Origin of the sequence: Streptomyces sp. NBC_00154 (assembly GCF_026342835.1) — a bacterium.
GTDB lineage: Bacteria > Actinomycetota > Actinomycetes > Streptomycetales > Streptomycetaceae > Streptomyces.
This window is the reverse complement of sequence record NZ_JAPEMI010000001.1, coordinates 6,014,852-6,041,121: the sequence shown is the minus strand read 5'-3', so window position 1 is coordinate 6,041,121 and position 26,270 is coordinate 6,014,852. Positions and strand designations below refer to the sequence as shown.

Annotated in this window: 25 protein-coding genes; 13 read left to right on the top strand and 12 right to left on the bottom strand. The window is 70.8% G+C overall.

The window, feature by feature from the left end; genetic code table 11:
* Window positions 1–2: 2 nt before the first annotated feature.
* Complete coding sequence (locus OHA03_RS27105; protein WP_267006357.1) at window positions 3–653, top strand: response regulator transcription factor; 651 nt, start codon at window positions 3–5, stop codon at window positions 651–653.
* Between the two features lie 99 nt (window positions 654–752).
* The gene (locus OHA03_RS27100; protein ID WP_267006356.1) at window positions 753–1,910 is read left to right on the top strand and encodes an ROK family transcriptional regulator; all 1,158 of its coding nucleotides are present in this window, start codon (window positions 753–755) and stop codon (window positions 1,908–1,910) included.
* A gap of 49 nt (window positions 1,911–1,959) precedes the next feature.
* Here the strand turns inward: OHA03_RS27100 and OHA03_RS27095 are convergent, their stop codons facing one another.
* Both OHA03_RS27095 and OHA03_RS27090 read right to left on the bottom strand, forming a co-directional pair.
* On the bottom strand, window positions 1,960–2,727 hold the full coding sequence (locus OHA03_RS27095) for a GntR family transcriptional regulator (RefSeq protein WP_267006355.1): 768 nt from the start codon (window positions 2,725–2,727) through the stop codon (window positions 1,960–1,962).
* A gap of 265 nt (window positions 2,728–2,992) precedes the next feature.
* Window positions 2,993–3,877, bottom strand: coding sequence for an RNA polymerase sigma-70 factor (locus OHA03_RS27090; protein ID WP_267006354.1), 885 nt, complete (start codon window positions 3,875–3,877; stop codon window positions 2,993–2,995).
* A gap of 190 nt (window positions 3,878–4,067) precedes the next feature.
* Here OHA03_RS27090 and OHA03_RS27085 point away from each other — a divergent pair, with 190 nt between their 5' ends.
* The 3 genes from OHA03_RS27085 (at window position 4,068) to OHA03_RS27075 (ending at window position 8,607) form a co-directional block, all read left to right on the top strand.
* Entirely contained in the window at window positions 4,068–4,898 is an 831-nt protein-coding gene (locus OHA03_RS27085; protein WP_267006353.1) for an alpha/beta fold hydrolase, read from the top strand.
* A gap of 204 nt (window positions 4,899–5,102) precedes the next feature.
* Window positions 5,103–6,683 (top strand): alkaline phosphatase, encoded by a 1,581-nt coding sequence (locus OHA03_RS27080; RefSeq protein WP_267006352.1) that lies wholly within the window; start codon window positions 5,103–5,105, stop codon window positions 6,681–6,683.
* Window positions 6,684–7,155: 472 nt separating this feature from the next.
* Window positions 7,156–8,607 carry a GNAT family N-acetyltransferase gene (locus OHA03_RS27075; RefSeq protein WP_267008176.1) on the top strand — a complete coding sequence of 484 codons (1,452 nt, stop codon included), beginning with the start codon at window positions 7,156–7,158 and terminating at the stop codon, window positions 8,605–8,607.
* Here the strand turns inward: OHA03_RS27075 and OHA03_RS27070 are convergent.
* Window positions 8,543–9,754: a PLP-dependent aspartate aminotransferase family protein gene (locus OHA03_RS27070; RefSeq protein WP_267006351.1), complete on the bottom strand. Its 1,212-nt coding sequence runs from the start codon at window positions 9,752–9,754 to the stop codon at window positions 8,543–8,545. The two genes, OHA03_RS27075 and OHA03_RS27070, sit on opposite strands and share 65 nt — an antisense overlap.
* Window positions 9,755–9,813: 59 nt before the next feature.
* On the opposite strand from OHA03_RS27070, the gene OHA03_RS27065 reads away from it, so the two are divergent.
* The gene (locus OHA03_RS27065) at window positions 9,814–10,320 is read left to right on the top strand and encodes an Lrp/AsnC family transcriptional regulator (protein WP_267006350.1); all 507 of its coding nucleotides are present in this window, start codon (window positions 9,814–9,816) and stop codon (window positions 10,318–10,320) included.
* 173 nt (window positions 10,321–10,493) lie between these two features.
* Entirely contained in the window at window positions 10,494–12,179 is a 1,686-nt protein-coding gene (locus OHA03_RS27060; protein ID WP_267006349.1) for a DUF885 domain-containing protein, read from the top strand.
* Between the two features lie 170 nt (window positions 12,180–12,349).
* Here OHA03_RS27060 and OHA03_RS27055 read toward each other — a convergent pair whose 3' ends face one another.
* Window positions 12,350–12,838, bottom strand: a complete 489-nt coding sequence (locus tag OHA03_RS27055; RefSeq protein WP_267006348.1) for a rhodanese-like domain-containing protein — start codon at window positions 12,836–12,838, stop codon at window positions 12,350–12,352.
* Window positions 12,839–12,932: 94 nt separating this feature from the next.
* On the opposite strand from OHA03_RS27055, the gene OHA03_RS27050 reads away from it, so the two are divergent.
* The gene (locus tag OHA03_RS27050) at window positions 12,933–13,379 is read left to right on the top strand and encodes an Lrp/AsnC family transcriptional regulator (RefSeq protein ID WP_267006347.1); all 447 of its coding nucleotides are present in this window, start codon (window positions 12,933–12,935) and stop codon (window positions 13,377–13,379) included.
* Here OHA03_RS27050 and OHA03_RS27045 read toward each other — a convergent pair.
* The 3 genes from OHA03_RS27045 to OHA03_RS27035 form a co-directional block, all read right to left on the bottom strand.
* The gene (locus OHA03_RS27045) at window positions 13,369–16,503 is read right to left on the bottom strand and encodes an SMC family ATPase (RefSeq protein WP_267006346.1); all 3,135 of its coding nucleotides are present in this window, start codon (window positions 16,501–16,503) and stop codon (window positions 13,369–13,371) included. The genes OHA03_RS27050 and OHA03_RS27045 overlap by 11 nt on opposite strands.
* Window positions 16,500–17,666, bottom strand: a complete 1,167-nt coding sequence (locus OHA03_RS27040) for an exonuclease SbcCD subunit D (RefSeq protein ID WP_267006345.1) — start codon at window positions 17,664–17,666, stop codon at window positions 16,500–16,502. Before OHA03_RS27040 ends, OHA03_RS27045 begins: the two co-directional genes overlap by 4 nt.
* Window positions 17,667–17,954: 288 nt before the next feature.
* Entirely contained in the window at window positions 17,955–18,581 is a 627-nt protein-coding gene (locus OHA03_RS27035) for a YigZ family protein (protein WP_267006344.1), read from the bottom strand.
* 58 nt (window positions 18,582–18,639) lie between these two features.
* On the opposite strand from OHA03_RS27035, the gene OHA03_RS27030 reads away from it, so the two are divergent.
* Both OHA03_RS27030 and OHA03_RS27025 read left to right on the top strand, forming a co-directional pair.
* A complete protein-coding gene (locus OHA03_RS27030; RefSeq protein ID WP_267006343.1) occupies window positions 18,640–19,065 on the top strand; it encodes a CoA-binding protein in 426 nt (141 codons plus the stop codon).
* A gap of 97 nt (window positions 19,066–19,162) precedes the next feature.
* Window positions 19,163–19,969, top strand: a complete 807-nt coding sequence (locus OHA03_RS27025) for an aminoglycoside N(3)-acetyltransferase (protein ID WP_267008175.1) — start codon at window positions 19,163–19,165, stop codon at window positions 19,967–19,969.
* A 100-nt stretch (window positions 19,970–20,069) separates the two neighbouring features.
* On the opposite strand, the gene OHA03_RS27020 is transcribed toward OHA03_RS27025, so the two are convergent.
* Both OHA03_RS27020 and OHA03_RS27015 read right to left on the bottom strand, forming a co-directional pair.
* Window positions 20,070–20,630 carry a YbaK/EbsC family protein gene (locus OHA03_RS27020; protein ID WP_267006342.1) on the bottom strand — a complete coding sequence of 187 codons (561 nt, stop codon included), beginning with the start codon at window positions 20,628–20,630 and terminating at the stop codon, window positions 20,070–20,072.
* A 44-nt stretch (window positions 20,631–20,674) separates the two neighbouring features.
* Entirely contained in the window at window positions 20,675–21,247 is a 573-nt protein-coding gene (locus OHA03_RS27015) for a helix-turn-helix domain-containing protein (protein ID WP_267006341.1), read from the bottom strand.
* 94 nt (window positions 21,248–21,341) lie between these two features.
* Between OHA03_RS27015 and OHA03_RS27010 the strand changes: the two genes are divergently transcribed.
* Window positions 21,342–22,208 (top strand): DMT family transporter, encoded by an 867-nt coding sequence (locus OHA03_RS27010; RefSeq protein ID WP_267008174.1) that lies wholly within the window; start codon window positions 21,342–21,344, stop codon window positions 22,206–22,208.
* Window positions 22,209–22,268: 60 nt separating this feature from the next.
* Here the strand turns inward: OHA03_RS27010 and OHA03_RS27005 are convergent, their stop codons facing one another.
* Window positions 22,269–23,006: an acyltransferase gene (locus tag OHA03_RS27005; protein ID WP_267006340.1), complete on the bottom strand. Its 738-nt coding sequence runs from the start codon at window positions 23,004–23,006 to the stop codon at window positions 22,269–22,271.
* A 179-nt stretch (window positions 23,007–23,185) separates the two neighbouring features.
* Between OHA03_RS27005 and OHA03_RS27000 the strand changes: the two genes are divergently transcribed.
* Window positions 23,186–23,716 (top strand): gamma carbonic anhydrase family protein, encoded by a 531-nt coding sequence (locus OHA03_RS27000; RefSeq protein WP_267006339.1) that lies wholly within the window; start codon window positions 23,186–23,188, stop codon window positions 23,714–23,716.
* 42 nt (window positions 23,717–23,758) lie between these two features.
* Here the strand turns inward: OHA03_RS27000 and OHA03_RS26995 are convergent, their stop codons facing one another.
* Together OHA03_RS26995 and OHA03_RS26990 are read right to left on the bottom strand one after the other, a co-directional pair.
* Complete coding sequence (locus OHA03_RS26995; protein ID WP_267006338.1) at window positions 23,759–24,418, bottom strand: DedA family protein; 660 nt, start codon at window positions 24,416–24,418, stop codon at window positions 23,759–23,761.
* 156 nt (window positions 24,419–24,574) lie between these two features.
* Window positions 24,575–25,012, bottom strand: a complete 438-nt coding sequence (locus OHA03_RS26990; protein ID WP_030976335.1) for a DUF4442 domain-containing protein — start codon at window positions 25,010–25,012, stop codon at window positions 24,575–24,577.
* 152 nt (window positions 25,013–25,164) lie between these two features.
* Here OHA03_RS26990 and OHA03_RS26985 point away from each other — a divergent pair, with 152 nt between their 5' ends.
* The gene (locus tag OHA03_RS26985; protein WP_267006337.1) at window positions 25,165–26,247 is read left to right on the top strand and encodes a hypothetical protein; all 1,083 of its coding nucleotides are present in this window, start codon (window positions 25,165–25,167) and stop codon (window positions 26,245–26,247) included.
* Window positions 26,248–26,270 lie beyond the last annotated feature (23 nt).

The window sequence follows — 26,270 nt, the reverse complement described above, 5'->3', positions numbered from 1 at the left end:
GGATGCCGGTTACCGTTCTTCTGGTCGACGACGAGCCCCTCGTACGCGCGGGACTGCGCGCGGTCCTTGAGGCTCAGCCCGATATCGAGGTGGTGGGCGAGGCGGGCGACGGCGCCGCAGTGATCCCGCTGGTGCACAAGTTGCGCCCCGATGTGGTGGCGATGGATGTGCGGATGCCCTTGATGGACGGCATCGAGGCGACCCGGGTGGTGCTGCGCACGGTGCCTGAGCCGCCGAAGATCCTGGTGGTGACGACATTCGAGAACGACGAGTACGTGTACGAGGCGCTGCGCGCCGGGGCGGACGGCTTTCTGCTCAAGCGTGCCCGGCCCGCGGAGATCGTGCATGCGGTGCGCCTGGTCGCCGAGGGTGAGTCTCTGCTGTTCCCGGCCGCGGTCCGGCAGCTCGCCGCCGAGTACGGGACGAGCAAGGCGAAGGCGGTCATGAAGCGGGCCTCGCTCACGGAGCGCGAGGCTGCGGTGCTCCGGTTGATGGCCCGGGGACTCTCGAATGCGGAGATCGCCGCCAAGCTCGTGGTCGGCGTCGAGACGGTGAAGACCCATGTCAGCGCCGTGCTGGCAAAGTTGGGGGCCAGGGATCGGACCCAGGCAGTGATCGCCGCGTACGAGTCCGGCTTCGTGGCTCCGAGCTGACGCCGGTCCCAACTGGAACCCGTCGCGGCCCACGGTCGCCCTGCTTCCGGGCAGCGAGTACCATCCGCCTGACATGCGCACGAGCTGGAAGGAATCACCGTGGGCCGGCTGACCGGTGGGGACCCGTCGCTGCTGCGACGGATCAATTCCGCGGTGGTGCTTCATGCTCTCAGGGGTGCCCACTCCCCCACGCTCACGGACCTGACTCGGATCACAGGTCTGTCCCGGCCCACCGTGGAAGGCGTCGTCGAGGGGCTTTTCGAGGCCGGGCTGGTCGTCGAAGCGACGCCCGACGAGGGTGAAGCCAGGCGTCAGGGCAGGCCGGCCCGCCGGTTCCGGTTCCGCGCGGAGGCAGGGCATCTGCTCGGCATCGAGATCGGTCCGCACCGCGTCTCCGCGCTGCTGTCCGGGCTGGACGGCCGGATCATCGGTGCCGGTTCGCGCGAGGTGTCGGAGACCGCCGGCGCGGATGACCGGCTCGACCGGGTCAGGGCCGTGGTCGCCGATCTCCTGCGGCGTACCGGAGTGGCCCGGAGCAGTCTGCGTGCGGTCGGGGTGGGCAGCCCGGGCATCGTGGAGGCCGACGGGACGGTACGGCTGGGCACAGCGCTGCCGGACTGGACCGGTCTCGCGCTCGGTGAGCGGCTGCGGCGCTCCTTCCGATGTCCGGTCCTGGTGGAGAACGACGCCAATGCAGCAGCCGTGGCGGAGCACTGGAAGGGCGCGGCCACCGAGTCCGACGACATCGTGTTCGTCCTTGCGGGGCTGAGTCCGGGAGCCGGTTCGCTGATCGGCGGTCGGCTGCACCGCGGTTTCGGTGGGGCAGCGGGCGAGATCGGCGCGCTCCATCTGCTGGGCCGCGAAGTCACTCCGGAGAAGCTGCTGTCGACGACGGACACGCCGCTGGACCCGTTGGACGAGCAGGCTGTCGCCGCGGTGTTCGCGCAGGCTCGCCACGGTGACGTGCGGGCGATGGCGGCGGTCGAGCGGTTCATCCAGCGTCTGGTGCACGATGTGGCGGCGCTGGTGCTGGCGCTCGACCCGGAGCTGGTGGTCGTCGGCGGGTGGGCCGCGGGACTGGACGGCGTCCTTGATCCGCTCCGCGGCGAGCTCGCCCGCTACTGTCTCCGGCCGCCGCGGGTCGCGCTGTCGCTGCTCGGCGAGGCGGCCGTGGCCACCGGCGCGCTGCGGCTGGCACTCGACCATGTCGAGGAGCAGCTGTTCGCGGTGGAGGGCACGGTGACGGCCCGCCGCTGAGTGCGACGGGCCGCGCGTTCATGTACGAAGCCGGTGGGGCCGGCCGGTCTCAGGAAGCCTTGCGCTCCTGGCCGGGGTGACTGATTTCCAGGTCACCCGAGGCGCCGAAGGTGAGCCGGCAGGTGTCGGCCCGGTAGGTGGCGACGGAGACAGCGGCCGTGCCTCCTGCGGCGAGGTAGCGGGTGGTGACGACGAGGACAGGTGCGCCGGGGAGGCGGTCGAGCTCCTTGGCGTCGTCCGCACGGGCCGAACCGAGCTCCACCGAACGGTCCTGGCCGTCAAGGCCGAGACGGTGCAGTTCACGCACGACGCTGCGGGCGCGGGTGGGACCGGACAGGCTCTCGATCGCCGACAGTTCGGGCACGGACGACGACGGCACGTACAGGAGCTCCGCCGCGACGGCCTGTCCCTGGGTGACCCGGATCCGGCGGACGATGTGCACGGACTCGTCGCTCTCCACGTCGAGCATGGCGAGCACCGGGGCCGGTGCGACGGCGGTCGTGCAGTCGACGGCCTGCCAGGCCTCGCCGGCACCGCCGTCCGTCCAGTCGTGCTGCGCGGTCGAGACGGCTACGCCCAGGCGCGGCGGTGCGACCGTGGTCCCCACGCCACGGCGGCGCTGCAGCCTGCCTTCGAGTTCGAGCTGCTCCAGAGCCTGCCGGAGCGTGGCCCGTGCGACGCCGAACCGGGCAGCGAGCTCACGCTCATTGGGCAGGATCTCTCCCACCGCAAAGTCCGAGTCGAGTGCCTCACTGAGCACGGTCTTGAGGTGCCAGTACTTCGGCTCCTGTACCGATTCCAGCTGCGTGGTCCCCACCCTGTCCTCCGCAATCACCCAGCGTCTTTTTCCGCGACGTTATTTATTAAAGGTTCCTGTCTTAACGTTGAGACCATAGGACGGCACACCCCCTTGGTCAAGACCAATCCTTATTCCGTCACGCAGCGAAACGGGCCTCTGCCGCAGAGCGTTCACAGGACGTTCGCGGTCCCGTGAGGCCCGCGCAGCACAAAGCCCCACGGCCGGCGGGTCCGTGGGGCTTCGGTCGAGGCAGGTGTCGGGGGAGGGCGTCGGATCGGGCGGCCTATTCGGCAGCCAGACCGATGAGTTTGTCAGGATTGCGGACGATATATACGCACTGGATGACGCCGTCCCTGATGTCGACCTGGAAGACGGTATCGGGCTTTCCACCGAAAAGCACCAGCAGGGCCGGACCGCCGTTCAGCTCCAGGAATCGGATCTCCATGTCCGGAGCCTGATCGTGGGCGACGGCCATGAGGAAGCGGCCGACCTTGTCCTGGCTCTCGATGATCCGCAGCGGCGCCTTCGACTTTCCGCCACTGTCGCCGACCAGCCGCACATCGGGGGCGAGCAGCACCAACAGCTCCTCGATGTCGCCGCCCGCCGCCGCGGCGAGAAACCGTTCCGTGAGGTCACGGCGCTGGGCCGGGTCGACGTCGTAACGCGGCTTGCGCTCCTCCACATGCCGCCGGGCACGCCCGGCGAGCTGACGTACCGCAGCCTCCGTCCGGTCGAGGGTCGTGGCGATCTCCCCGTACGGGAAACCGAAGGCCTCGCGCAGGACGAAGACGGCGCGCTCCAGCGGGGAGAGCGATTCGAGGACGACGAGCACGGCGACCGATACGGAGTCGGCGAGAACAGCCTGCTCGGCGGTGTCGGGAACAGCGGGACCGAAGTCGGTGACGAGCGGTTCGGGCAGCCAGGGTCCGACGTACGCCTCGCGCCGCGACTGCAACTGCCGCAGCCGGTCGACAGCGAGGCGGGTGGTGATCCGTACGAGGAACGCGCGCGGCTCCCGTACGTCCTCGCGCGACGCGGACGACCAGCGCAGCCACGCCTCCTGCACCACGTCCTCGGCGTCGGCGATCCGGCCGAGCATGCGGTAGGCGACCCCGGTGAGGACGGGGCGGTGTTCTTCGAATACGTCGGTCACGGTGTCGGTGGTCACCGCTCCATCCCAGCCGACGCGCCGCGCCGTGTCCAGCACGAATTACCCGGCCCCCTTGAACTGCGGGCTACTGGACGGTAATTGTTGTTGACGGGGCGTCTAAATCCTTTCAGACACGGCCTCTTGCACGGCCCCACACGGAACTCGACACTCCAGCACTCACGCCCGGCCCAACCCTGGGAGCAGCCGCATGGCCAGCACGGTCTCGTTCAGCGTCGACTCACCCCGAGGTCCGCGGACCGTGTCCGTGGCGTACGAACGGACCGGTTCCGGAGAGCCGCTGTTGCTGCTCCACGGCATCGGACACCACCACCAGGCCTGGGATCCGGTGCTGCCCGTGCTGGCACCGGAGCGGGATGTCATAGCCGTGGATCTGCCCGGCTTCGGCGTCTCCCCGGCGCTCCCGGACGGTGTTCCGTACGACGTGGGGAGCGTGGTGCCGGTGCTCGGCGCGTTCTGTGAGGCGCTCGGCGTGGACCGGCCGCATGTCGCAGGGAACTCGCTCGGTGGACTGCTGGCACTGGAGCTGGGCCGCGAGAAGCTCGTGCGGTCGGTGACGGCGCTGTCGCCCGCCGGTTTCTGGACGCAGAGCGAGCGGCGCTACGCGTTCGCAACGCTGCGGGCCATGCGGCAGGGCGCACGGGCCATGCCGATGCCCTTGATCGAAGGGCTCTCGCGGAGCGCGGCCGGGCGTGCCGCGCTGACGAGCACCATCTACGCGCGACCCGGCCGCCGTTCACCCGAGGCGGTCGTCTCGGAGACCGTCGCCCTGCGCGAGGCGTCCGGATTCCACGAGACGCTCGCCGTCGGACGGAGTGTCGCGTTCACCGACGATGTGCCGGGGCTGCCGGTGACTGTCGCCTGGGGCAGTCGCGACCGTCTGCTGCTGCGCCGGCAGGGGATCAGAGCCAAGCACACCATCCCCGGTGCCCGGCTGGTGCGGCTGCCCGGCTGCGGGCACGTGCCCATGAACGACGATCCGGCGCTCGTGGCACGCGTCATCCTCGACACCAGTCGCTGACCGGGCAGAGGCCTCCGGACCGGCTTCACCGAGCGGCACTGCGGGACGCGGAACGCCCAACGCCAGGCCCACGGACGGGACATCGACGTCTGGCGCGGCCCGCTGTTCATCTGAGGTTGGTGTGCTCGCCGCCGACGGGCACAAAAGTGGGGCCCGTCGACCGGCCACCCGTACCTCTGTCCCGCTGCTCCCGGAGGCACCTCCATGTCGTACCGTCCGCGCATCCCTTCGCCCGACCGCCGCACTGTGCTGCGCGGTTCACTGGCCGCTTCGGCCGCGCTCACGCTCCCACTGGCAGCGACGGCAGCCCCCGCCTTCGCCCTGTCCGGCCGACCGCGCGCGGCCTGGGGCGTTCAGGTGGGTGATGTCACCGCATCGTCCGCCCTGGTCTGGGTGCGTTCGGACCGTCCGGCGCGGATGATCGTGGAGACGTCGGCAACCGAGTCGTTCCGGCGGGCGCGCACCTGGCACGGGCCTCTGGTCGGCTCCGGTACCGACTTCACCGGCACGACGCCGCTGTACGGGCTGCCCGCCGGCGAGCAGGTGCACTACCGGGTGACGCTCGCGGACCCGGACGATCCGCGCCGGACCGGTGAGCCGGTGTACGGGACGTTCCGTACCGCGGCCGCCCGGCGCCGCGACGGGGTCCGCTTCCTGTGGTCCGGCGACATCGCGGGACAGGGCTGGGGCATCAACCCGGACATCGGCGGCTACCGGGTGTACGACGAGATGCGCCGTCTCGACCCGGATTTCTTTCTCTGCAGCGGTGACAACATCTACGCGGACGGGGTGATCGAGCCGAGCGTGACGCTGCCCGACGGCCGGGTCTGGCGCAACGTCACCACCGAGGAGAAGGCGAAGGTCGCCGAGACGCTCGCCGAGTACCGCGGAAACTTCCGCTACAACCTCCTTGACGACAACCTGAGGAAGTTCAACGCACAGGTGCCGTCGATCATCCAGTGGGACGACCACGAGGTGCGCAACAACTGGTATCCGGGGCAGATCCTGGACGACGTCCGGTACACCGAGAAGAACGTCGATGTCCTGGCCGCGCGTTCGATGCGGGCGTTCCGCGAGTACTTCCCGGTGTCCACGCTGCACGAATCGTCCGGCGACGGCCGCGTGCACCGGGTGGTGCGGCACGGCCCGCTGCTCGACGTGTTCGTCCTCGACATGCGGTCGTTCCGCAACGCGAACTCCCCCGGCCGGCAGCCCGACGACACCACGGGCATCCTCGGCGCCGAGCAGCTCGAATGGCTCAAGCGCGAGCTGTCGCGGTCCCGCGCGGTGTGGAAGGTGATCGCCGCGGACATGCCGCTGGGACTTGTCGTCACGGACGGTGCGACGGACTTCGAGGCGGTGGCCCAGGGCGATCCCGGCGCCCCGCTCGGCCGTGAGCTGCAGATCGCGGAGCTGCTTCGGTTCATCAAGCACCGCCGGATCACCGGCACACTCTGGCTGACGGCCGATGTGCACTACACATCGGCGCAGCATTACGCCCCCGAGCGCGCGGCGTTCAAGGACTTCGCACCGTTCTGGGAGTTCGTGTCGGGGCCGCTGGCCGCCGGTGGTTTCCCCGCCAATGCGCTGGACAGCACGTTCGGTCCCGACCGGGTCTTCGTGCGGGCGCCCGACCGGGCGAATGTGTCGCCGATGGAGTCGCCGCAGTTCTTCGGCGAGGTCGACATCGACGGCGACAGTGGCGAGTTGACGGTGCGGCTGCGGGCTCAGGGCGGTTCGGTGCTGTTCAGCAAGGTTCTGCAGCCGGGACGCGTCGGACAGTGAGCCTGCGCCGCTGACCGACGTGGGCCGAGGCCCCGGGCGGCTGTCCGGGGCCGATTGGCTGTGGTGGTGACGGGGCCGGGCCGACAACCGGGCTCGCCGCGGTGGCCGCGCGCGGCGGATCGTCGCAGTTGGTGACGCGGTGCGGCTGCAGGCTGCCTGGGAGCAAGGTGCGGGGGCGACGGCCGTGGACATCGTCCCGTAACAGGATTCGCCTCGCTGTAACCGGGCGCGCATCGCCGTAACCGGGCGGGTCCCGGATCGGCCCGCCCCATCACGCCACTCGCTGCCCGCACCCGCTGCGGACCGTTCACAAGCTGCCGCAACCCACGCACGCACCGCCACAGCCGCAATCACTCAAGACGTTAACCCGACAAAAACCGGCGATAGGGGACTAGATCCACACTTAACCCATCAGTCACAAGGCGTTCGTGATCAGGCAACACCGCTCCGTCACAGTGGAGCCATGACTGATGTGACATCTGCGAAGAGTGCCCGCCGCCCCCACCACTGGCGGCGGGACCTGATCGAACTGGCCGCCCTGTTCACCGCGGTCGCGGTGGCCGACGCGATCGCCAACCTGATCGGGCACCAGCCCGACGGGCCGTACCTGCTGGTCGCCTCGGCCGTGGCGCTGACTGCAACGGCCACGTTCCACACATGGTGGGCACGGCGGCACAGTCACGCGCCCCCGCCGACCGCCGACGGCCCGGGTGCCGACCACGACAGCTCGGGCCCGGACCGTTCCACCGACCGCCTCACCGCCGCCGCACGTACCGGCGCCGTCGCTCCGGTGACTGCGCCCGCCGCCGCAGGCCCTGCCCTCTCCGCCGGGGAAACGGTGCTGTGGCGAATGCGTACCACTGTCCGGGACACCCCCGGCAGCCTGGCCGCGCTGTGCATCGCGCTCGCCCGGCACCGGGTCGACATCCTCACCCTGCAGACGCACCCACTGGCCGAGGGCACGGTCGACGAGTTCCTGCTGCGTGCCCCGGCCACGCTCCAGGCGCAGCAGCTGAGCCGGGCCATTTCCGCCGCGGGCGGCAGCTCCACCTGGATCGAGCGTGCCGACGCGCACGATCTGGTGGATGCCCCGACGCGCATTCTGGGCCTCGCCACACGCACGGCCCTGGATGCGGCCGAACTCCCCCTCGCCCTGCGTCAGCTGCTCGGCCGCTGCACCATCCACTCGCTCCCCGCCGTGTCACTCAGTGGCCGCGCCACCGGCGAGACCGCGCCGGTCGAGGGGGTGCTGGAAGAGACCGTGATGCGACTGCGCGACCCGTCCGGCGGTGCGATCACGATCGAACGGCCCTATCTGCCGTTCACGCCGACCGAGTTCGCCCGGGCCCGTGCCCTGGTCGAGCTCGACGCGCGGCTCGGCCCCCGCGTCCCGGGCAGCGAGCATGTACTCACGCTCCCCGAGGGCAACGAGATCACCGTGCGCCGCGCGGACCAGAGCGACCTGGCAGCCGCCCGCGCCATGCACGACCGCTGCTCCGATCAGACACTGCGGCTGCGGTACCACGGTCCGATCCATGACGCCGACCGCTATCTGGACCACCTGCTGAGCCCCCGGTTCGGCCGCACCCTGGCTGTTCAGACGGCCTCCGGCCGGCTCGTCGCCCTCGGCCACCTCCTCTGGGACGGCGACGAGACCGAGGTCGCCCTCCTCGTCGAGGACGACTGGCAGCGCCGCGGCATCGGCTCCGAGCTGCTGGGCCGCCTGGTGACGCTCGCCATCGAGGCCGGCTGCGAGAGCGTCTACGCGGTCACCCAGGCGTCCAACACCGGCATGGTTGCCGCGATGCGGGCCCTCGCGCTGCCTCTCGACTACCAGATCGAGGAAGGCACGCTCGTGATCACCGCCCGGCTGGAAGCGACTCCGGTACGGTCCCTGCCGCCGTACGAGCAGGCGGGTCGCTGAGCGCCTGACACAGGTCGGCCCACAGGTCCTCGACGTCCTCCAGACCGACCGACATGCGCAGCAGCCGGTCGCCGACACCCGCGGCCTGCCGGTCTCCCTCATCCACAATGCGGTGGCTGATGGAGGCCGGATGCTGGATCAGGCTGTCGACACTGCCGAGGCTGACCGCCGGCGTGATGAGCCGCACCGCGGAGATCACCCGGTGCGGATCCCCGTACACCTCGAACGAGACCATCGCTCCGCCCACCTTCGGGTAGTGGACCCGGGCAATACGTGGGTCGGCGGTCAGCCGACGGGACAGTTCGGCGGCGCTCGCGGAAGCGGCACGGACCCGTACCGGCAGGGTGGAGAGCCCGCGCAGCAGCAGATACCCGGCCATGGGATGCAGCACCCCGCCGGTGGCGAAGCGGACCTGACGCAGCCGGGCCGCGAACTCCTCGTCGCAGGCGACGACCCCGCCCATCACATCGCCGTGCCCGCCCAGGTATTTGGTGGCACTGTGCAGGACGATCCTGGCCCCGTGCTCGACGGGCCGTTGCAGGACAGGGGTGGCGAAAGTGTTGTCGACGAGCAGCGGCACCGAGCCGCAGGAGTGCGCGAGCGCGCGGATGTCGACCTCGGCGAGCGTCGGATTCGCCGGCGTCTCGACCATCACCAGACCTGTGTCCGGACGGATGGCTCCCGCGATGCCCGCCGGATCGGTCCAGGTGACTTCGGTGCCCAGCAGTCCGGCGCCGAGGAGATGGTCGCTGCAGCCGTAGAGCGGACGGACGGCGACCACATGGCGCAGCCCCATGCTCGCGCGGGCCAGCAGGACGGCGGTGAGCGCCGCCATTCCGCTCGCGAACGACACGGCGCTCGCGGTCCCTTCGAGTCGGGCGAGTGCCGTCTCGAATCGGGCCGTGGTCGGGTTGTCGAGCCGGGCGTAGACGGGCGGCCCGTCGAGCCTGGCGCCGGTGGTGGCGAAGGTGTCGATCCGTTCCGCCTCTCCCCTGGAGTCGTACGAGGGGTAGGTGGTGGACAGATCGATCGGCGGGGCGTGCAGGCCGAGTGCAGCGAGGTCGTCGCGTCCAGCGTGCACTGCTTCGGTGGCCAGGGCCCTGGACCGGGGTGTCGTCAAGGGCCGCATCGAGGCTTCGGTGTCCATGACACCACTCTGAACAGTCGCCGGACCTGCATGGTGAAGTGCCGTGCTACGTTCGACGAATGACCGAATCTGTCGTTCTGGACCCGGTGGACCTGCACATTCTGCGGCTGCTGCAGAACGATGCCCGGACCACCTACCGTGAGCTGGCCACGGAGGTCGGGGTCGCTCCGTCGACCTGCCTGGACCGGGTGACCCGGCTGCGACGCTCAGGGGTGATTCTCGGCCATCAGCTCCGTCTCGACCCGGCCCGGCTCGGCCGCGGTCTGGAGGCGCTCCTCTCGGTACAGGTCCGCCCGCACCGCAGGGAGCTCATCGGCCCCTTCGTCGAACGGATCAGGGCCTTGCCGGAGTCCCGTGCACTTTTCCATCTGACCGGCCCCGACGACTACCTGGTCCATGTGGCAGTCGCGGACACCGCGGATCTGCAGCGGCTGGTGCTGGACGAGTTCACCTCGCGGCGCGAGGTGGCCCGGGTGGAGACCCGGCTGATATTCCAGCAGTGGGAGTGCGGGCCGCTGCTGCCTCCGTCGGCCGCAACGCCCGGACGGGCCGCGGAGACCGAATGACCGGTCCCGGCCACCTCGTCGAACGGCCGGGACCGGCCATCGCGGCCGAACGATCAAGTCCGGCCACCGCGTCCGCATGACCCGGTGCGGTCACCGGGACTGTCACAAGTGCGACAGCCCGTCGAGGCTGATTGCTAGTGACGCGGGCCCCCTGGCCGTACGAGGATGTTCGCATGTCAGACACTACGCACAGCGCACTGCCCCGCCAGGTCGCCGACGACTACGTCGACGCATTCATCGAACTCGACCCGATCGCAGGCACCTACCTCGGCGTCGAGGCAAGCTCCAGCCGCCTGCCCGACTTCTCCCCCGCCGGGCAGGAAGCTCTTGCCGAGCTGGCCCGCACCACCCTGGTGAAGCTCGACGCGGCCGAGCAGCTGCCGGGCGCGGACAGCGATGCCGAGCGCCGCTGCGGCCGCCTGCTGCGCGAGCGGCTGACGGCGGAACTCGCCGTCCATGAGGCCGATGAGAGCTTGCGCGCCGTCTCCAATCTGCACTCCCCGGCGCACAGCGTCCGCGAGGTGCTGACGGTGACGCCGACCGAGACCGACGAGGACTGGGCCGCGATCGTGGAGCGGCTGCGCGCGGTTCCCGCGGCCCTGGAGGGGTACCGCACCTCCCTCGCGCTGGGTCTGGAACGGAAGCTGTACGGCGGCCCGCGGGCCACCACCACCTTTGTCGGCCAGCTGACGGAGTGGATCGGCGACGACGGGACGGGGTTCTTCCAGAGCTTCGTCGCTCCGGGCCCGGACGCGCTGCGTGCCGATCTGGACGACGCCGCCCGGCAGGCCACGACGTCGTTGGTGGCGCTGCGCGACTGGATGCGCGATGTGTACGCCCCCGAGATCGAGGGTGCGCCCGACACGGTGGGCCGCGAGCGGTACGCCCGCTGGTCGCGTTATTTCAACGGCACCGATCTGGATCTCGACGAGGCGTACGCGTACGGCTGGTCCGAGTACCACCGGCTGCTCGCCGAGATGAAGACCGAGGCCGAGAAGGTACTGCCGGGCGCGGGTCCCTGGGAGGCGCTGGCCCACCTCGACGTGCACGGCAAGCACATCGAGGGTGTCGACGAGGTCCAGGCCTGGCTGCAGGGCCTGATGGACGAGGCCATAGAAGCACTCGACGGTACGCACTTCGAACTCGCCGAGCGGGTACGGAAGGTGGAGTCCCGGATCGCACCGCCCGGCGGCGCCGCGGCTCCCTACTACACGGGCCCCTCCGAGGACTTCTCGCGTCCCGGCCGCACCTGGCTGCCCACCATGGGCGAGACCCGCTTCCCGGTGTACGACCTGGTCTCCACCTGGTACCACGAGGGCGTGCCCGGTCACCACCTGCAGATCGCGCAGTGGACGCACGTCGCCGACAGCCTCTCCCGCTACCAGGCGTCGATCGGCATGGTCAGCGCCAACGCCGAGGGCTGGGCCCTGTACGCGGAGCGGCTCATGGACGAGCTGGGCTTCCTGCCCGACGCCGAGCGCCGCCTCGGCTACCTGGACGCGCAGATGATGCGCGCCTGCCGGGTGATCGTGGACATCGGCATGCACGCGGAGCTGGAGATCCCGGCGGACTCCCCCTTCCGTCCCGGCGAGCGATGGACGCCCGAGCTGGCCCAGGAGTTCTTCGGCAACCACAGTGGCCGGCCTGCGGAGTTCGTGGAGAGCGAACTGACTCGCTACCTGTCCATGCCGGGGCAGGCCATCGGCTACAAGCTGGGCGAGCGTGCCTGGCTGCTGGGGCGGGAGAACGCCCGCAAGGCGCACGGCGACGCGTTCGACGCCAAGGCCTGGCACATGGCTGCCCTGTCGCAGGGGCCGCTGGGTCTCGACGATCTGGTCGACGAGCTGTCGAAGCTCTGACCCCGGACCGCACTCGGTGAAACGGCGTCCGGGCCCGGTCCAATGCCATGGGCCCGGACGCCGTCGGCCACCCGCTTGCGCCCGCTTCCTCCCGGCGACCAGGTGAGTTTCCGCCGGGGCGGTCGGCCGCGATGGTCGTCGGTCCCCTCGGTACGCACGGCTTGCGCCGTTCAGCAGCCGCACTCGTCGGAGTCGACCGGTGCGGTGAGCGGGTCGGCGGTGCGCCGCCGGCGCCCTTCCCAGGTCTCGAACTCGAAGCCCTCGCGCGCCCAGTACTCGAATCCGCCGAGCATCTCCTTGACCTGGTAGCCCAGTTCGGCGAGGGCCAGCGCGGCGCGGGCGCCGCCGTTGCAGCCGGGGCCCCAGCAGTACGTGACCACGGGCACGGCCGGGTCGAGGAGCTCCCGGGCCTGCTCGGCGATGAGCGCGGTGGGCAGGTGGACGGCGCCGGGGATGTGCCCCTGGTCCCAGGAGGCGGTGGACCGGGAGTCGAGGACGACGAAGCCGGGGTCCGCGTCGGCCGCGAGCGCGGCGGCGACGTCGGAGACATCGGCGTGGAAGGCGAGCGAGGCGCCGAAGTAGGCGGCGGCCGCCGCCGGGGAGGCCGGCGGGACTCGGAGGACGGGGTTACCGGCGGAGGCCGTGAGCTGCGAAGTCATGACCAAAAATCTACGACCGGTGATCCTTTGCGAGAAGAAGAGATCCCCGGTACAAGACTTGATTCTCCGGGGAATTCCCTGTTGTCTCACCGGCATGACCGACTATTCCACGGATGTAACCGACTGGCGCATCCTCGACGTCCTGCAACGCGACGGACGGGCCACTTTCGCCGAACTGGCGCGCGAGGTCGCCATGTCCCCCAGCGCGGTGACGGAACGGGTGCGCCGGCTGGAGGAGGCGGGCATCATCCGTGGTTACGCCGCCGTGGTGGACCCGGAGCGGCTCGGGTTGCCGATTCTCGCCCTCGTACGGCTGCGCTATCCGAACGGCAACTACAAGCCGTTCCACGATCTCCTCGACACCACGCCCGAGATCGTGGAGGCCCACCATGTCACCGGCGACGACTGCTTCGTGCTCAAGGTCACCGCCCGCTCGATGAGTCATCTGGAAGGGGTCTCGGGGAAGATCGGCGCGCTCGGCTCCGTCACCACCAGCGTCGTCTACTCCTCGCCCCTCCCCCGGCGGGCCATCAGTCGCTGACCGCGCCGCCGGACCGGTGCCGCACCGCCGATCCGTGCCGCTCCTTGACCACTTCCAGCTGGGCGGGGATACGGCGGCGCAGATCGGCGACATGGCTGACGATGCCGACGCTGCGGTCCCGCTCACGCAGCGAGTCGAGTACGTCGAGCACCTCGTCCAGGGTCTGGTCGTCCAGGCTGCCGAACCCCTCGTCGATGAAGAGGGTGTCCAGCCGGACCCCGCCCGCCTCGTCGGTGACGACATCGGCGAGGCCGAGCGCCAGGGCGAGCGAGGCGAAGAACGTCTCGCCGCCGGAGAGCGTAGCTGTGTCGCGCTCTCGGCCGGTCCAGGCGTCGACGACATGCAGCCCGAGGCCGGCCCGGCGGCCTCCGGTGCGCGCGTCGGAGTGGACCAGTGTGTAGCGGCCCGACGACATGCGCTGCAGCCGCGCCGTGGCTGCGGCCGCGACCTGTTCGAGCCGGGCGGCGAGCACGTACGACTCCAGTCGCATCTTGCGTTCGTTGTCGGCCGAGGTTCCGGCGGTGAGGCCGGCGAGCCGTGCGACCCGCTCGTACTCCTCGCGCAGCGGGCCCAGCCTGCGCACCTCGTCCGCCGCGCGGCGCGACAGCCGGTCGAGTTCGGTGCAGCGCTCCCGGGTGGCGGCGAGCGTGGCGGCGGCGTCCCTCACCTGTCGCTCGGCCGCGTCGTACGCGGCCTGCGCTGCGTCCGGGTCGGCCCGCGGGCGTTCGGCGGCGGCGCGGGTCTCCACCTCGGCGAGACGGTCGGCGACGGCGGCGGCCTCGGCCTGCCAGGCATCGATCAGGTGCTGGAGTTCGCGCTGCTCGAAGGCCGGGAGCAGGGTCGCCGCGGCGGCCTGCGGCGTGTCGAAACCGGCCCGGAACGCGGCGTCCGCGAGCCGGCCGTCGGCCTCCTTGCTGCGCTGCGCCGCCGCTTCCTCGGCGCGCACCGCCTCCGTGGCGTCGGCGAGCAGGGCGACCCGGCGCTCCAGCAGGGCGGCGTGCGCGGAGACGCTGCCGGACTCCCCGCGGGCGGTCACCAACTCGGCTTCCAGGAAGGACTGTTCGCGGTCGAGCCCTTCCCGCCGGGAGGTCCGGGCAGCGGCGCGCCGCTCGGCCGACTGGCGCCCTTCGAGCCGCTCGGTCTGCTCCCGTTCGGCAGCTGCGAGAGCCTCGCGTGCGGCGTGCGTGCCGGCCGCGGTGCGGTGCGCCTGGGCGTGCTCGGTCGCCAACCGGGTGACCAGGGTGTCGAGTTCGGCGACGGTGGGGTCAGGGTCCGGTGTCGTGACGACGTGGGCCGCGTCGGCAACGGCGGCACTGTCACCGGACAGGTCGTCGGCGCCCGGTCCACTGATGCGGCCCTCGCTGCCATCTGCCGCACCCGCGCCCCGCGCAGGCCGGGCCGCAGCCCGCGCCGCAGCGTGCTTCTCGCGTACGACTCCGAGCTCCCGGTCCGCCTCCGTACGGACCTGCTCGGCCCGCCGGTATGTATCGAGAGCGGCCTCTTCGGTCGCCTTGTCGACGTGCCCGTCACCGGCCCGGGCCGGCTTCGGGTGGTCGCCCGACCCGCACACCTTGCAGGCCTCGCCGTCGACCAGCTGCGCCGCGAGCTCGGCGGCGATGTCGCGCAGCCGCCGCTCGCGCAGCTCCAGCCACTTCTCATGGGCGCCGAGCGCGCGCTCCCGGGCCGCGGCCAGCCGGTCTGCGGCTGCCGCCGTCTCCGTCGCGAGCGCATCACGGCGCCGTGCCGCTTCCAGCTGTCGGCGAGCCGGTTCCAGGCGGCCCGCCAGCTGTTCGGCGCGGGTCGCGGACTCCTGCGCCGCTTCGATGCGTTCCTGAACGCCACGGCGGGTGGATTCCCAGCCCGTGAGCCAGCCTTCCGCTTCCAGGATCAGTTCGTCGTCGGCCCGGGCCTGCCGCTCCAGTTCGGTCCGCTCGGTGTCGATCTCCGCGCTGCGCCGCTCGGCCCGACGCGCGGCGTCGAGGCCGCCGAGCTCCTGCCGTAGCCTGCGCTCCAGAGCTGCCAGCTGTTCCGCGCCGGCGTCGACAAGGGTGTCCGGCAGCTGGGCGCGGGCGCGCTCGCGGGCCGCGCTCGCCGCGCGGTAGACCCGCTCCGCTTCGTCACGCACCTCCAGTGCGGGGGCGACGAGATCTGCTTTGCGGGCACGTTCGAGTCGGTCGTGGTGCCTGTCGCGGTCGGGGCGACGGGCTTCGAGTTCGGTGGCACGGCGCCGCGTCTCCTCGTACCGCTGCTGAAGCCTGGCGAGTTCGCGCGCGGTGTCGAGTTCGCGGCGGGCTGCCGCCTGTCGGCTCTCGGCCGCGGCCAGGACGGACTCAGCGATGTCGAGTCGTTCCCGGGCGCCGCTGCGGGCGACGGCGGACCATTCCAGTACCCCGCCCGACAGTCCCGGTTCGCCGGGCTGGGCGTCCGGCAGGGGCAGCTCGCCGGCCGCCGGCCCCGCGGCCTGGGCGATCCGCTGGGCGATCGCGAGAATCTGTTCGTCGCCGGCCTTGACCAGGGTTTCCGCGGTACGCCGCAGTTCGGTGAGGCGTTCCTCGACGGCCGCGAAGCGGCGGGTGTCGAAGAGTCTGCCGAGCAGCTTGCCGCGTGCTTCGGCGTCGGCGCGCAGAAACCGTGCGAAGTCGCCCTGCGGCAGAAGGACCACCTGGCAGAACTGGTCCCGGCTCATCCCGATGAGCTGGGTGATCTCCTCACCGATCTCCTGATGCGACCGGCTTAGTGCCTGCCAGCCGTTCTCGGGGTCGTACTCGCGCAGCCAGCTCTGGGCCTTCTCGGTGGTGAAGCCGTCGCCCTTCTTCTTGGGGCGGGGCTGGGCGGGGCGCCGGGTGATCTCCAGGCGCCGTCCGCCGACGGTCAGTTCCAGCCGCACTTCGGTGGGGAGGCCGGCCGGGGCGTGGTCGCTGCGCAGCGAGGTGCCGGGGCTCTGGCGGGCGCCGGGCACCGCGCCGTACAGCCCGTAGCAGACGGCGTCGAGGACGGAGGTCTTCCCGGCCCCGGTGGGACCGTGCAGCAGAAAGAGTCCGGCAGACGAGAGCGCGTCGAAGTCGACTTCCTGGGTGGCGCCGAACGGGCCGAAGGCGGTGAGGGCGAGTCCGTGGAGTCTCAACGGTTCACCTCGCGTACGCCGTCGTCCACGCGTACATGGTCGAAGGCACCGCGCAGCACCGTACGCTCCCGGTCGTCCGCCCCGTTCCCGCCCCGGACATGCGCCACGAAGTCCTCCGCGATCTGCTGGTCGTCGCGCCCCTTGAGGCGCTGTGCGTACGAGGCGAGCGGGTCCCCGGGGGCCCGCTCGGGTTCGAGGACGAGGCTGAGGGTGTGCGGGAACCGCGCCATGAGACGGGCCATCGGCTCGTCCGGACGGACGGGGTCGGTGAGGGTGGCTTCCACCCACGCCTCCTCGTGCCGAGCCAGCGCGGGGTCGTCGAGAAGCATGTCGAGGCGGCCGCGGAGCCGGGCGAGCGGCCGGGGCACCGGGAAGTCGATCCGTTCGGCGGCGATCGCTCCCGTGGCGTCGAGGTCGATCAGCCACATGGTCTTGCGGTGGTCCACCTCGGAGAAGGAGTAGGCGAGGGGCGAGCCGGAGTAGCGCACACGATCGGTGACGACCTGACTGCCGTGCAGGTGGCCGAGCGCCGTGTAGTCGACGCCGTCGAAGACTCCGGCGGGGACGGCGGCCACTCCGCCGACGGTGATGTCGCGCTCGCTGTCGCTGGGTGCGCCGCCCGCGACGAAGGCATGGGCGAGCACCACGGACCGGGTGGAGTCCGGCCGTGTCGCGAGGTCGGCGCGGACCCGGTCCATGGCGGCGGTCAGCACGGCCTCGTGTCCGGCCCGCTCCGCTTTGAACACGTCCTTGACGAGGGCCGGTTCGAGGTAGGGAAGTCCGTAGAACGCGACGTCGCCGTGGTCGTCCCGCAGGACGACCGGGGTGGCGCACTGCGCGGGGTCGGTCCGCAGATGGATGCCGGCCCGGCCCATCAGACCGGCGCCCACGCCGAGCCTGCGGGCCGAGTCATGGTTTCCGGAGATCATCACCGTGGGTACGCCGACGGCGGCGAGCCGGTGCAGCGCCCGGTCGAAGAGCTCGACGGCGGACAACGGTGGCACGGCCCTGTCGTACACATCACCTGCCACCACGACGGCGTCGACCTCGCGTTCGCGCACAGTCGCCACCAGATGATCGAGACAGTCGGCCTGCGCCTCGAGCAGGGAGGCCCGGTGGAACGACCGCCCCAGGTGCCAGTCCGATGTGTGCAAAATCCTCAAGACCTGGCTCCGACCTGCATGTTTCGCTTCCTTCGCACCCAGCGTCCGCGCCTGCCGTGCCCGGGAGCCGCACCGGACCGGCGCGGGACTGCACGGACGCCACCGACCACGCTAACGCCGCTGTTCCCCTGATCCCTCACGAACCTGCTTCCTCACAGCCCACAGTCTCCCATCGCCGCGCACCACCTCCGACATGTTCGGCGAATGAGATCGAGCTGGGTTCCGATGCCCGGCCGTTCCGCCTGCCAGAGGTCCCGCAGCCCGGCCGGCCCACCCCGCCAGGCGCGATCAGGCGTCCCCGTACGCCTCACCGCCCAGCTCCAGCAGCGCCTCACCGGCGGTCGCATCGGCCAGCCAGCTCCGGAAGCTCTCGACGTCGGAGTCCGGCAGTCCGATCTCGATGATCACCGCCTCCGCGTACCGGACCTCCCGCACGGCCAGTCCCGTGGCGCGCAGATCGTTCTCCAACCTGCCGGCCCGCTGGTGGCCGACGGTGATCGTGGCGAGCCGGAACCGCTGTCGGGTGATCGTGCCGAGCTCGTCCAGAGCCTCGCCCACCACCCCTCCGTAAGCCCGGATCAGTCCCCCGGCGCCGAGTTTCACACCGCCGTAGTAGCGGGTGACGACGGCGACGACGTACCGCATCTCGCGGCGCATCAGCATCTGCAGCATCGGGGCGCCCGCGGTGCCGCCGGGCTCGCCGTCGTCACTGGCCTTCTGCACGGAGGCGTCGGCGCCGATCACGTACGCGAAGCAGTTGTGGCTGGCGGTCGGGTGTTCCCTGCGGATGCGTGCGACGAAGTCCTGCGCCTCCTGCTCGGTGGCGGCGGGGGCGAGCGCGCAGATGAAGCGCGATCGGTTGATCTCGGTCTCGTGCACGCCCGCTCGGGCGACCGTCCGGTACTGCTCCTGCATCCGGCCACCCTATGCGCAAGGCGGGAATGGCCCACGACCGCTGTCCGTTGACCGAATCATGTATGCAGACGCAGCGGGGACCGAGACGGAGACGATCCGCAGGATTCTCCGGGACACGGGCGACACCTGGGCCGTGGTGGGACTGTCCAACAACGAGTCCCGCGCGGCCTACCGCGTCGCCGCGGTCCTCCAGCGCTTCGGTAAGCGCGTGGTCCCGGTGCACCCCAAGGCGGAACGGGTGCACGGCGAGGAGGGCTATGCGTCGCTGGCCGACATCCCGTTCCCGGTCGATGTGGTGGACGTCTTCGTAAACAGCGAACTGGCGGGCGCCGTCGCGGACGAGGCGGTCACGCTCGGCGCGAAGGCGGTCTGGTTCCAGCTCGGCGTGATCGACGAAGCTGCGTACGAACGCACGCGGGCGGCCGGGGTCGACATGGTGATGGACCACTGCCCCGCGATCGAGATCCCCCGCCTGGACGGATGAGCGGGGTGCCACGCCTCGGCCGAATGTGCGGGGTGTCACACATGCCGAGCGGCTGGGAGAATGTCCCGCTGTGAGTGTTACCGGTGCGTCCGCCGTCCTGACCGTTCCCCACCGCCGAAGCCGACTGGCCGATGAGCTGTCCGAACTCGGTGTGGCGCGGGGCGGTGTCCTCATGGTGCATGCGTCGATGCGCGCGACGGGAGCGGTGAGCGGCGGGGTACGAGCGGTGACAGGCGCACTTCGGGACGCGATCGGCGCGGACGGCACCCTGGTCGTCCCGTCGTTCACACCGGAGAACTCCGATACGTCCCCGCACTACCGCGAGCGGGTGCGCGGCCTCAGCGCCCCGGCCCGGGAGGCTGTGCGGGCGAGCATGCCGCCCTTCGACCGGGCGACGTCGGCCGCACCGTCGATGGGCCGCCTCTCGGAGGCCGTACGACAGACGCCGGGGGCCGCGCGCAGCGGCCACCCCCAGACGTCGTTCACCGCGCTGGGCCCCCTGGCCGAGAAGCTCGTCGCGCACCACCGCCCGGACTGCCATCTCGGCGAGGACTCGCCGCTGGCCTGCCTCTATGACGTACGGGCTCAAGTGCTGCTGCTGGGCACCGGCTTCGACTCCTGCACCGCGTTCCACCTCGGCGAGTACCGCGTCCCCGCCCCGCCCCGCCGCAGCTACCGCTGTGTGGTGACCACCGGAGGCAGGCGCCACTGGTGGGAGTACGAGGACGTCGCGCTGGACGACAGCGACTTCGCCGCGCTGGGGGCGGAGTTCGAGCGCACGGCCGACGGCACTGCGGTACGCACCGGCACGGTGGGCTCGGCGACCGCACGGCTCTTCCGCTTCACCGACGCGGTGGACTTCGCGACCCGCCGGCTTCCGTCCTACCGGGCGGCGCGGCCGTAACGGGGCCGAACGCCCCCTCGGTTCCCGGTGCTTTCCGCTGCCTCCGTCGAGTTGCGCGGACCCCGGCACCGCGACGACTTCGAACAGCAGCGTCGGCGCCTCACACCGTGACGCCGAGCCCCTCGACGAGCACCGCGTCCGGCAGCGCTGCGAGCGCCTTCCCCGGGACGATCAGCTTGCCCCGGCGGCTGCCGCTGCCGATCAGTACCCACTCCTCGTCCACCACTGCGGGGTCGAGCAGCAGCGGCCAGCCGGCCGGGAGTCCGATCGGGGTGATGCCCCCGTACTCCATGCCGGTCTCGCCGACCGCCGTGTCCATGGAGGCGAACGACGCCTTGCGGGCGCCGAGGTGCTTGCGGGCCGCCCCGTTCACATCGACGCGCGTGCGGGAGAGGACGACGCAGGCTGCCAGGGTGACCTCGCCGCCGCGCTTGCCGGCCACCACGACGCAGTTGGCCGACCGGTCGAGCAGATCGGCGCCGTGGTGGGCGACGAAGAGCGCCGTGTCCGCGATCTCCGGGTCCGTGTCGACATGCAGGATCCGGTCCGCGGGAACACCGCCCCACCCCTCGCGCACGGCCTCGGCGACCGGAGGGGTGAGGAGGTCGATGCGGTCGACGGCGGGGGCGGCATTCTCGAAGGTGCCGATGGGTGCGCGCATACCCGCCACGCTAACAGCGACCGTACGGCAGTCGATCGGGCGTCTCAGCGTACGGGCGGGATGGACACCGCCATCGTGAACTCGGCCGGTTCGGAGCCTTCGTTGCGGTAGGCGTGCGGGTGGTGCGCCTCGAAGGTGGCGGAGGTGCCCGCGGGTACGGAATGGGCCTCGCCGTCGACTTCCAGGGTGAGCACGCCCGCCGTGACGTGGAGCAGTTCGACGGTGCCTTCGGGGTGCGGGTCGGAGGTGCTGCCGTCGCCGGGCATCAGGCGCCACGACCAGAGTTCGATCGGGCCTCTGGCCTCCGTACCGACGAGGAGGGTGGTGGAACTGCCCGATTCGGTGGACCACATGCGCACCGCCTGGCTCTCGGGAACCAGTCGGACATGCGATCCCTGTTCGTAGTCGAGCAGGGTGGTGATGCTGATGCCCAGGGCGTCGGCGAGCTTGACCGTGGTGCCGACACTCGGATTGGTGCGCGCCTGCTCGATCTGGATGATCATGCCGCGGCTGACCCCCGCGCGCGCGGCGAGGGCATCCAGGGTGAAGCCACGTTCACCGCGCCAGCGCTTGAGGTTGCGCGCGAGCGACTGGGTGAGCTGGTCGAGGTCAGACACATTCCGTCCAATATTCTGGATGACAGAGTCAAAAATACTGCACTACGGTGTGGTGCACCCAACCGTTCACCGCACTGTACTGCGAGGCATGCCGATGACAGCACTGTTCGCCCTGGCCACCAGCCTGCTGTGGGGGCTGGCCGACTTCGGCGGCGGGCTGCTCACCCGGCGTACGCCCGCGCTCACCGTGGTCGTCGCCTCGCAGACCGTCGCGGCGGTGGTACTGGGCATCATCGTGGTCGCCACCGGCGGCTGGAACGAGGCCGGCGGTCAGCTCTGGTTCGCCGTGGCCGCCGGTGCCGTCGGCCCGGTGGCCATGCTGAGCTTCTACAAGGCGCTGGCGCTCGGCCCCATGGGGGTCGTCTCGCCACTCGGCTCGCTGGGTGTCGCGGTGCCGGTGAGTGTCGGACTGGTCATCGGCGAGCGGCCCGGGCTGCTGCAGTTCGCCGGGGTCGGCGTCGCGATCGCGGGCATCGTGCTGGCCGGTGGACCGGAGCTGCGCGGAGCGCCGGTGCAGCGGCAGGCGGTGCTATTGACGCTGGTGGCCGCATTCGGCTTCGGGGCGGTGATGTCGCTCATCGCGGAGGCGTCCACGACGGTCACCGGGCTGTTCCTGGCGCTCTTCGTGCAGCGCCTCACCAACATCGCGGTCGGCGGCGCGGCACTGTACGTATCGGTACGGCGCGGGGCGCGCGCGCTGCCCGAGGAGGGCGGGGCGACCGTACTGCTGGCCACGCTGCCCGCCCTGGCCTTCGTCGGCCTCGCCGATGTCGCGGCCAACGGCACCTACTCGATCGCCGCGCAGCACGGCCCGGTCACCGTGGCCGCCGTCCTGGCCTCGCTCTATCCGGTGGTCACGGCCCTGGCCGCCCGCGGCGTCCTGGGCGAACGGCTGCGCGCGGTGCAGGCGGCGGGGGCCGGTCTGGCCCTGGTGGGGACCGTACTGCTCGCCACCGGATAGGAAGCCGGCCGCAGGGGCTTGCCCCGTAATCCCTGGCGGGCCGGGGAGTACGGGACAGCCCTACCTTTCCTCGAGTTCCGCGACGGCCAGCAGCTGTTCGGGCGTGACGTCGGCCGGGATCGGCACCGGGGCGGGCGTACGCAGGGGCGGCTGCCAGCCCTTCACCGGATCCCAACTGCGCACGACACGTGCCGGTGCCCCGGCCACCACCGCGTGGTCGGGTACCTCTCCGCGTACCACCGCGCCTGCCGCGACCACCACATTGCGGCCGAGCCGGGCCCCCGGCAGGATCACCGCGCCCGTGCCGATCCAGCAGCCCGGCCCGATGGCGACCGGCTCCATGCGTGGCCACTGTCTGCCGACCGGCTCGTGCGGATCGTCGTAGCTGTGGTTGGTGGACGTGATGTACACGTACGGCCCGCAGTACGTGTTCGAGCCGATGGTCACCGTGGTGTCGGCGACGACATGGCTGCCGCGGCCGAGCACCACGCCGTCCCCCAGAGTCAGGATGGGCTCGGAGCCGAGGTCCAGGTCCGGCATCAGTCCGGCAGTCAGGGTGACCTGCTCGCCGATGATGCAGTGGCCGCCGAGCTCGATCCACGGCTCACCGAAGACGGTGCCCTGCGGGAAGGCCAGTCGAGTCCCTTCGCCGATGCGGCCGAAGCGGAGCCCGCCCGGGTGCTGCGCGGTGATCGCGCCTGCTTCCTGGATCGCACGCCAACCGCGGTGGACGGCGCGGGACAGGACACGGCGCCGCCAGGCGGTGAGGGATGAGAACGTGTTGCTGTTCTTCGGCACTCGCTCACGGTAGTCGGCACGGCCGGAACGATCACCGCGGTGTCCTGTGATGTTCACCCCACTCCGCGGCGCGGGAACGGCCGTCGCATACCGTTCCCCTGGCTCGATCGAGCAAAGGCGATCGAACAACGGCGGCCGGACCACGCGGCCGAACGAACCGGAGCACGGAGGAACGGGCGATGGCAGAGCAGGCGTTGATCACGGGCATGGGCGGCCACGAACCGGACATCGACGTGGCGGCCTTCGCCGCACCGACGTCCGTCGTGATCGGCGAGGTCACCATGGCCGCGGGCTCCAGCGCGTGGTACCAGGCGGTGCTGCGGGCCGACTGCGCTCCCATCACCATCGGTGCCGACAGCAACATCCAGGACAACTGCAGCGTCCATGCCGACCCCGGGTTCCCCGTCATGGTCGGCGAGCGCGTCTCGGTCGGCCACAACGCGGTACTGCACGGCTGCACCGTCGAGGACGACGTCCTGGTCGGCATGGGAGCCACGGTTCTCAATGGGGCGCACATCGGCGCCGGTTCGCTGATCGCCGCTCAGGCGCTGGTCCCGCAGGGGATGCAGGTGCCGCCCGGTTCGCTCGTCGCGGGCGTGCCGGCCAAGGTCAAGCGCGAGCTGACCGAGGAGGAGCTCGAGGGCATCAAGTTCAACGCGGTGGGCTACGTCGAGCTGGCCAAGGCGCACCGCCAGGCACACCAGGGCTGAGCGCCGTACGAGCCGTCGGCCCGAGGCAGCCGGGTCGGCGACTCAGTCCGCCGCCGACACCGTTTCCGGCTCGGCTGCGGTGCGCTCCCCGGACTGCGCCGCCGCCTTCTTTGCGCGGCTCTTGAGGACCAGCATCGAGGTCAGCCCGATCAGCAGCGCGACCACCAGTCCGAGCCAGGAGAAACGCTTCAGCCAGGCCTCGGCGACGACCCCCACCGAGTAGATGACGGCCGTGGTGCCGCCCGCCCAGACGATGCCGCCGAGCACATTGGCGATCAGGAACTTCCAGTACGGCATCCGCAGGACGCCGGCCAGCGGTCCGGCGAAGATACGCAGCAGTGCGACGAAGCGGCCGAAGAACACCGCCCACATGCCCCACTTCTGGAACGACCGTTCCGCCATGGCGATCTGGTCCGCACCGAAGTGTTTGGGGAACTTGCCGCCGAGCCAGGCGAGTAGCGGCCGGCCGCCCCTGCGCCCGATCGCGTACCCGATGGAGTCCCCGATGATCGCTCCGGCGGAGGCGCAGGCGCCGAGGATCACCGGGTTGATGCCGCTGTGCCCGGCGGCCAGCAGTGCCGCGCTGACGAGGACGATCTCACCGGGCAGCGGAATGCCCAGGCTCTCCAGACCGATGACGACGCCCACCAGGACGTACACGCTGACCGCGGGGACCGTCTCCAGCCACTCCTGGATGTGCAACGCCGATTCCTCCCGTACTGATGTGCTGTCGCCCGCCGGGCAACTCCTCGGCGCACGCCGGGCAGCCTACCCGTCGCACCACCTGCCCGGACAGCGCGAAGGGCCGCCCCGGGCCCTCGTCAGGGGTGGGACGGCCCAGGTCGGGCGGTGCGGCCCTCAGGCGTTCGGGCGGAGGGTCCAGACGACGGTCATCTCACCGGTCACCGCGCCGTCCGCGCGCTGGATCTCGATGGTGACGGGGAATTCGGGCCGCTTGCCCTCGTCGAGTTCGGCGACGACGTCCGCCACCGGCCGGCCCAGGGTCGCGGTCGCGGTGACGACACCCATCGCCAGCTTCTTGTAGCCGATCTCCGCCTTCACGGCGAGCGGTACGGCGCGGGACATCTGGTCGCCGAAGGCGGCGATGACGATCGCGCCGCTCGCCGACTCGGCGAGCGTGAACATCGCTCCGGCATGCGGTCCGCCGACGTGGTTGTGGTAGTCCGCCTGGTCGGGCATGCGGACGACCGCACGCTCCGCGGTCGTCTCGAGGAACTCCAGATTGAGGGTCCTGGCCATCGGAACGGTGGCGACGAGCATGTCTCCGACTGTCATCTGTTCAGCGCTCATGCGCCGAATGTTACTCACGAGTAGAACATTTGACCATCCTCGCCCGCCTCAGGGCGACCACGTGGCGGCCACCTTGACCGTTCCCTCACGGGGGCGGCCGTAGCCGACCGGCCGCCGCCCCTCTATCGTTACTCGCCATGTGGCCAGGACAGCAGCCGCCCGGGGGCGAGCAGAACCCGCAGGACCAGAGTCAGAACCCGTACCAGCAGCCGGGGTACCAGCAGCCGAATCCCTATCAGCAGCCGGGATATCAGCAGCAGGGCCAGCCCGGTTACCCGCAGCAGGGGCAGCAGCCGGGTTATCCGCAGCAGGGGCAGCCGGGATATCCGCAGCCGAACCCGTACCAGCAGCCGACCGTGCCGCAGTACGCGGTTCCCGGTCCGCCCGGTACGCCGCAGCCGGGCGACAACAAGAAGAAGTCGACGACCGTCGTCGCGATCGTCGCGGCCACCGCCGTGGTCGTGGCCGCCGTGGTCACCGGTGTCGTGGTGATGAACAAGAAGGACGACAAGGGCGGCACGGACGTCGCCGGTGGCGGGAAGTCGTCGTCCTCCCCGAAGCCGTCCGACGGCGCGTCCTCGCCCGAGGCGAACCCGCGCGGCACCGACGGGGACGCCAAGCCCCTCATCGCCGGCTGGAAGGTCGTCACCAACCCCAAGTGGGGCACCCAGTTCGACGTGCCCGGTGACTGGGAGGTCGCCGCACCCGGAATATTCTCCTTCTTCGAGGACGACAAGAAGGGGGACGGGTCGCCCGCGGTCGGCTTCTCCGCGCCGGCGTACTACAAGAGCAAGTGGTGCGTCGACGATGCCGACAAGGACGGCACCAAGGAGGACATGAGCCTGGCCGGGGTCGGCACCAAGGGCGCCCAGGGTGCGAAGAGCACCGACGAGGCCGCAACGAACGAGGCCGCGAACTGGGTGTGGGCCGCCTACGCGCAGCACATGCCGAAGGGCACTATCAAGATCGGCAAGCCCAAGGCGTACACCACCAAGTCAGGTGTCACCGGCAGTGTCGTCACGGCCACCGCGCCCGGCGTCACCAAGAAGAAGAAGTGCGACAGCGACGGCAAGTCGATCGCGTTCTCCTTCAAGAACAAGAACGGTGAGTACTCCTCATGGATCCTCTACGCCGGGGCGGACGTGGAGGGCGAACTGCCGGACACCACGATCCAGAAGATCCTCAGCACCTTGCGGCTCACGGACGTCACCAAGTCCTGATGCACGTCTGATCGGCTCCTGAT

What these genes read in the sequence shown, in the direction of transcription:
- OHA03_RS27050 (WP_267006347.1), top strand. Translation starts at nt 12,933, where the DNA reads ATGACCGACTATTCCACGGATGTAACCGACTGGCGCATCCTCGACGTC.
- OHA03_RS27070 (WP_267006351.1), bottom strand. Translation starts at nt 9,754, where the DNA reads ATGGACACCGAAGCCTCGATGCGGCCCTTGACGACACCCCGGTCCAGG.
- OHA03_RS27030 (WP_267006343.1), top strand. Translation starts at nt 18,640, where the DNA reads ATGTATGCAGACGCAGCGGGGACCGAGACGGAGACGATCCGCAGGATT.
- OHA03_RS27080 (WP_267006352.1), top strand. Translation starts at nt 5,103, where the DNA reads ATGTCGTACCGTCCGCGCATCCCTTCGCCCGACCGCCGCACTGTGCTG.
- OHA03_RS27000 (WP_267006339.1), top strand. Translation starts at nt 23,186, where the DNA reads ATGGCAGAGCAGGCGTTGATCACGGGCATGGGCGGCCACGAACCGGAC.
- OHA03_RS27055 (WP_267006348.1), bottom strand. Translation starts at nt 12,838, where the DNA reads ATGACTTCGCAGCTCACGGCCTCCGCCGGTAACCCCGTCCTCCGAGTC.
- OHA03_RS27035 (WP_267006344.1), bottom strand. Translation starts at nt 18,581, where the DNA reads ATGCAGGAGCAGTACCGGACGGTCGCCCGAGCGGGCGTGCACGAGACC.
- OHA03_RS27060 (WP_267006349.1), top strand. Translation starts at nt 10,494, where the DNA reads ATGTCAGACACTACGCACAGCGCACTGCCCCGCCAGGTCGCCGACGAC.
- OHA03_RS27020 (WP_267006342.1), bottom strand. Translation starts at nt 20,630, where the DNA reads ATGCGCGCACCCATCGGCACCTTCGAGAATGCCGCCCCCGCCGTCGAC.
- OHA03_RS27085 (WP_267006353.1), top strand. Translation starts at nt 4,068, where the DNA reads ATGGCCAGCACGGTCTCGTTCAGCGTCGACTCACCCCGAGGTCCGCGG.
- OHA03_RS26985 (WP_267006337.1), top strand. Translation starts at nt 25,165, where the DNA reads ATGTGGCCAGGACAGCAGCCGCCCGGGGGCGAGCAGAACCCGCAGGAC.
- OHA03_RS27105 (WP_267006357.1), top strand. Translation starts at nt 3, where the DNA reads ATGCCGGTTACCGTTCTTCTGGTCGACGACGAGCCCCTCGTACGCGCG.
- OHA03_RS27065 (WP_267006350.1), top strand. Translation starts at nt 9,814, where the DNA reads ATGACCGAATCTGTCGTTCTGGACCCGGTGGACCTGCACATTCTGCGG.
- OHA03_RS26990 (WP_030976335.1), bottom strand. Translation starts at nt 25,012, where the DNA reads ATGACAGTCGGAGACATGCTCGTCGCCACCGTTCCGATGGCCAGGACC.
- OHA03_RS27010 (WP_267008174.1), top strand. Translation starts at nt 21,342, where the DNA reads ATGACAGCACTGTTCGCCCTGGCCACCAGCCTGCTGTGGGGGCTGGCC.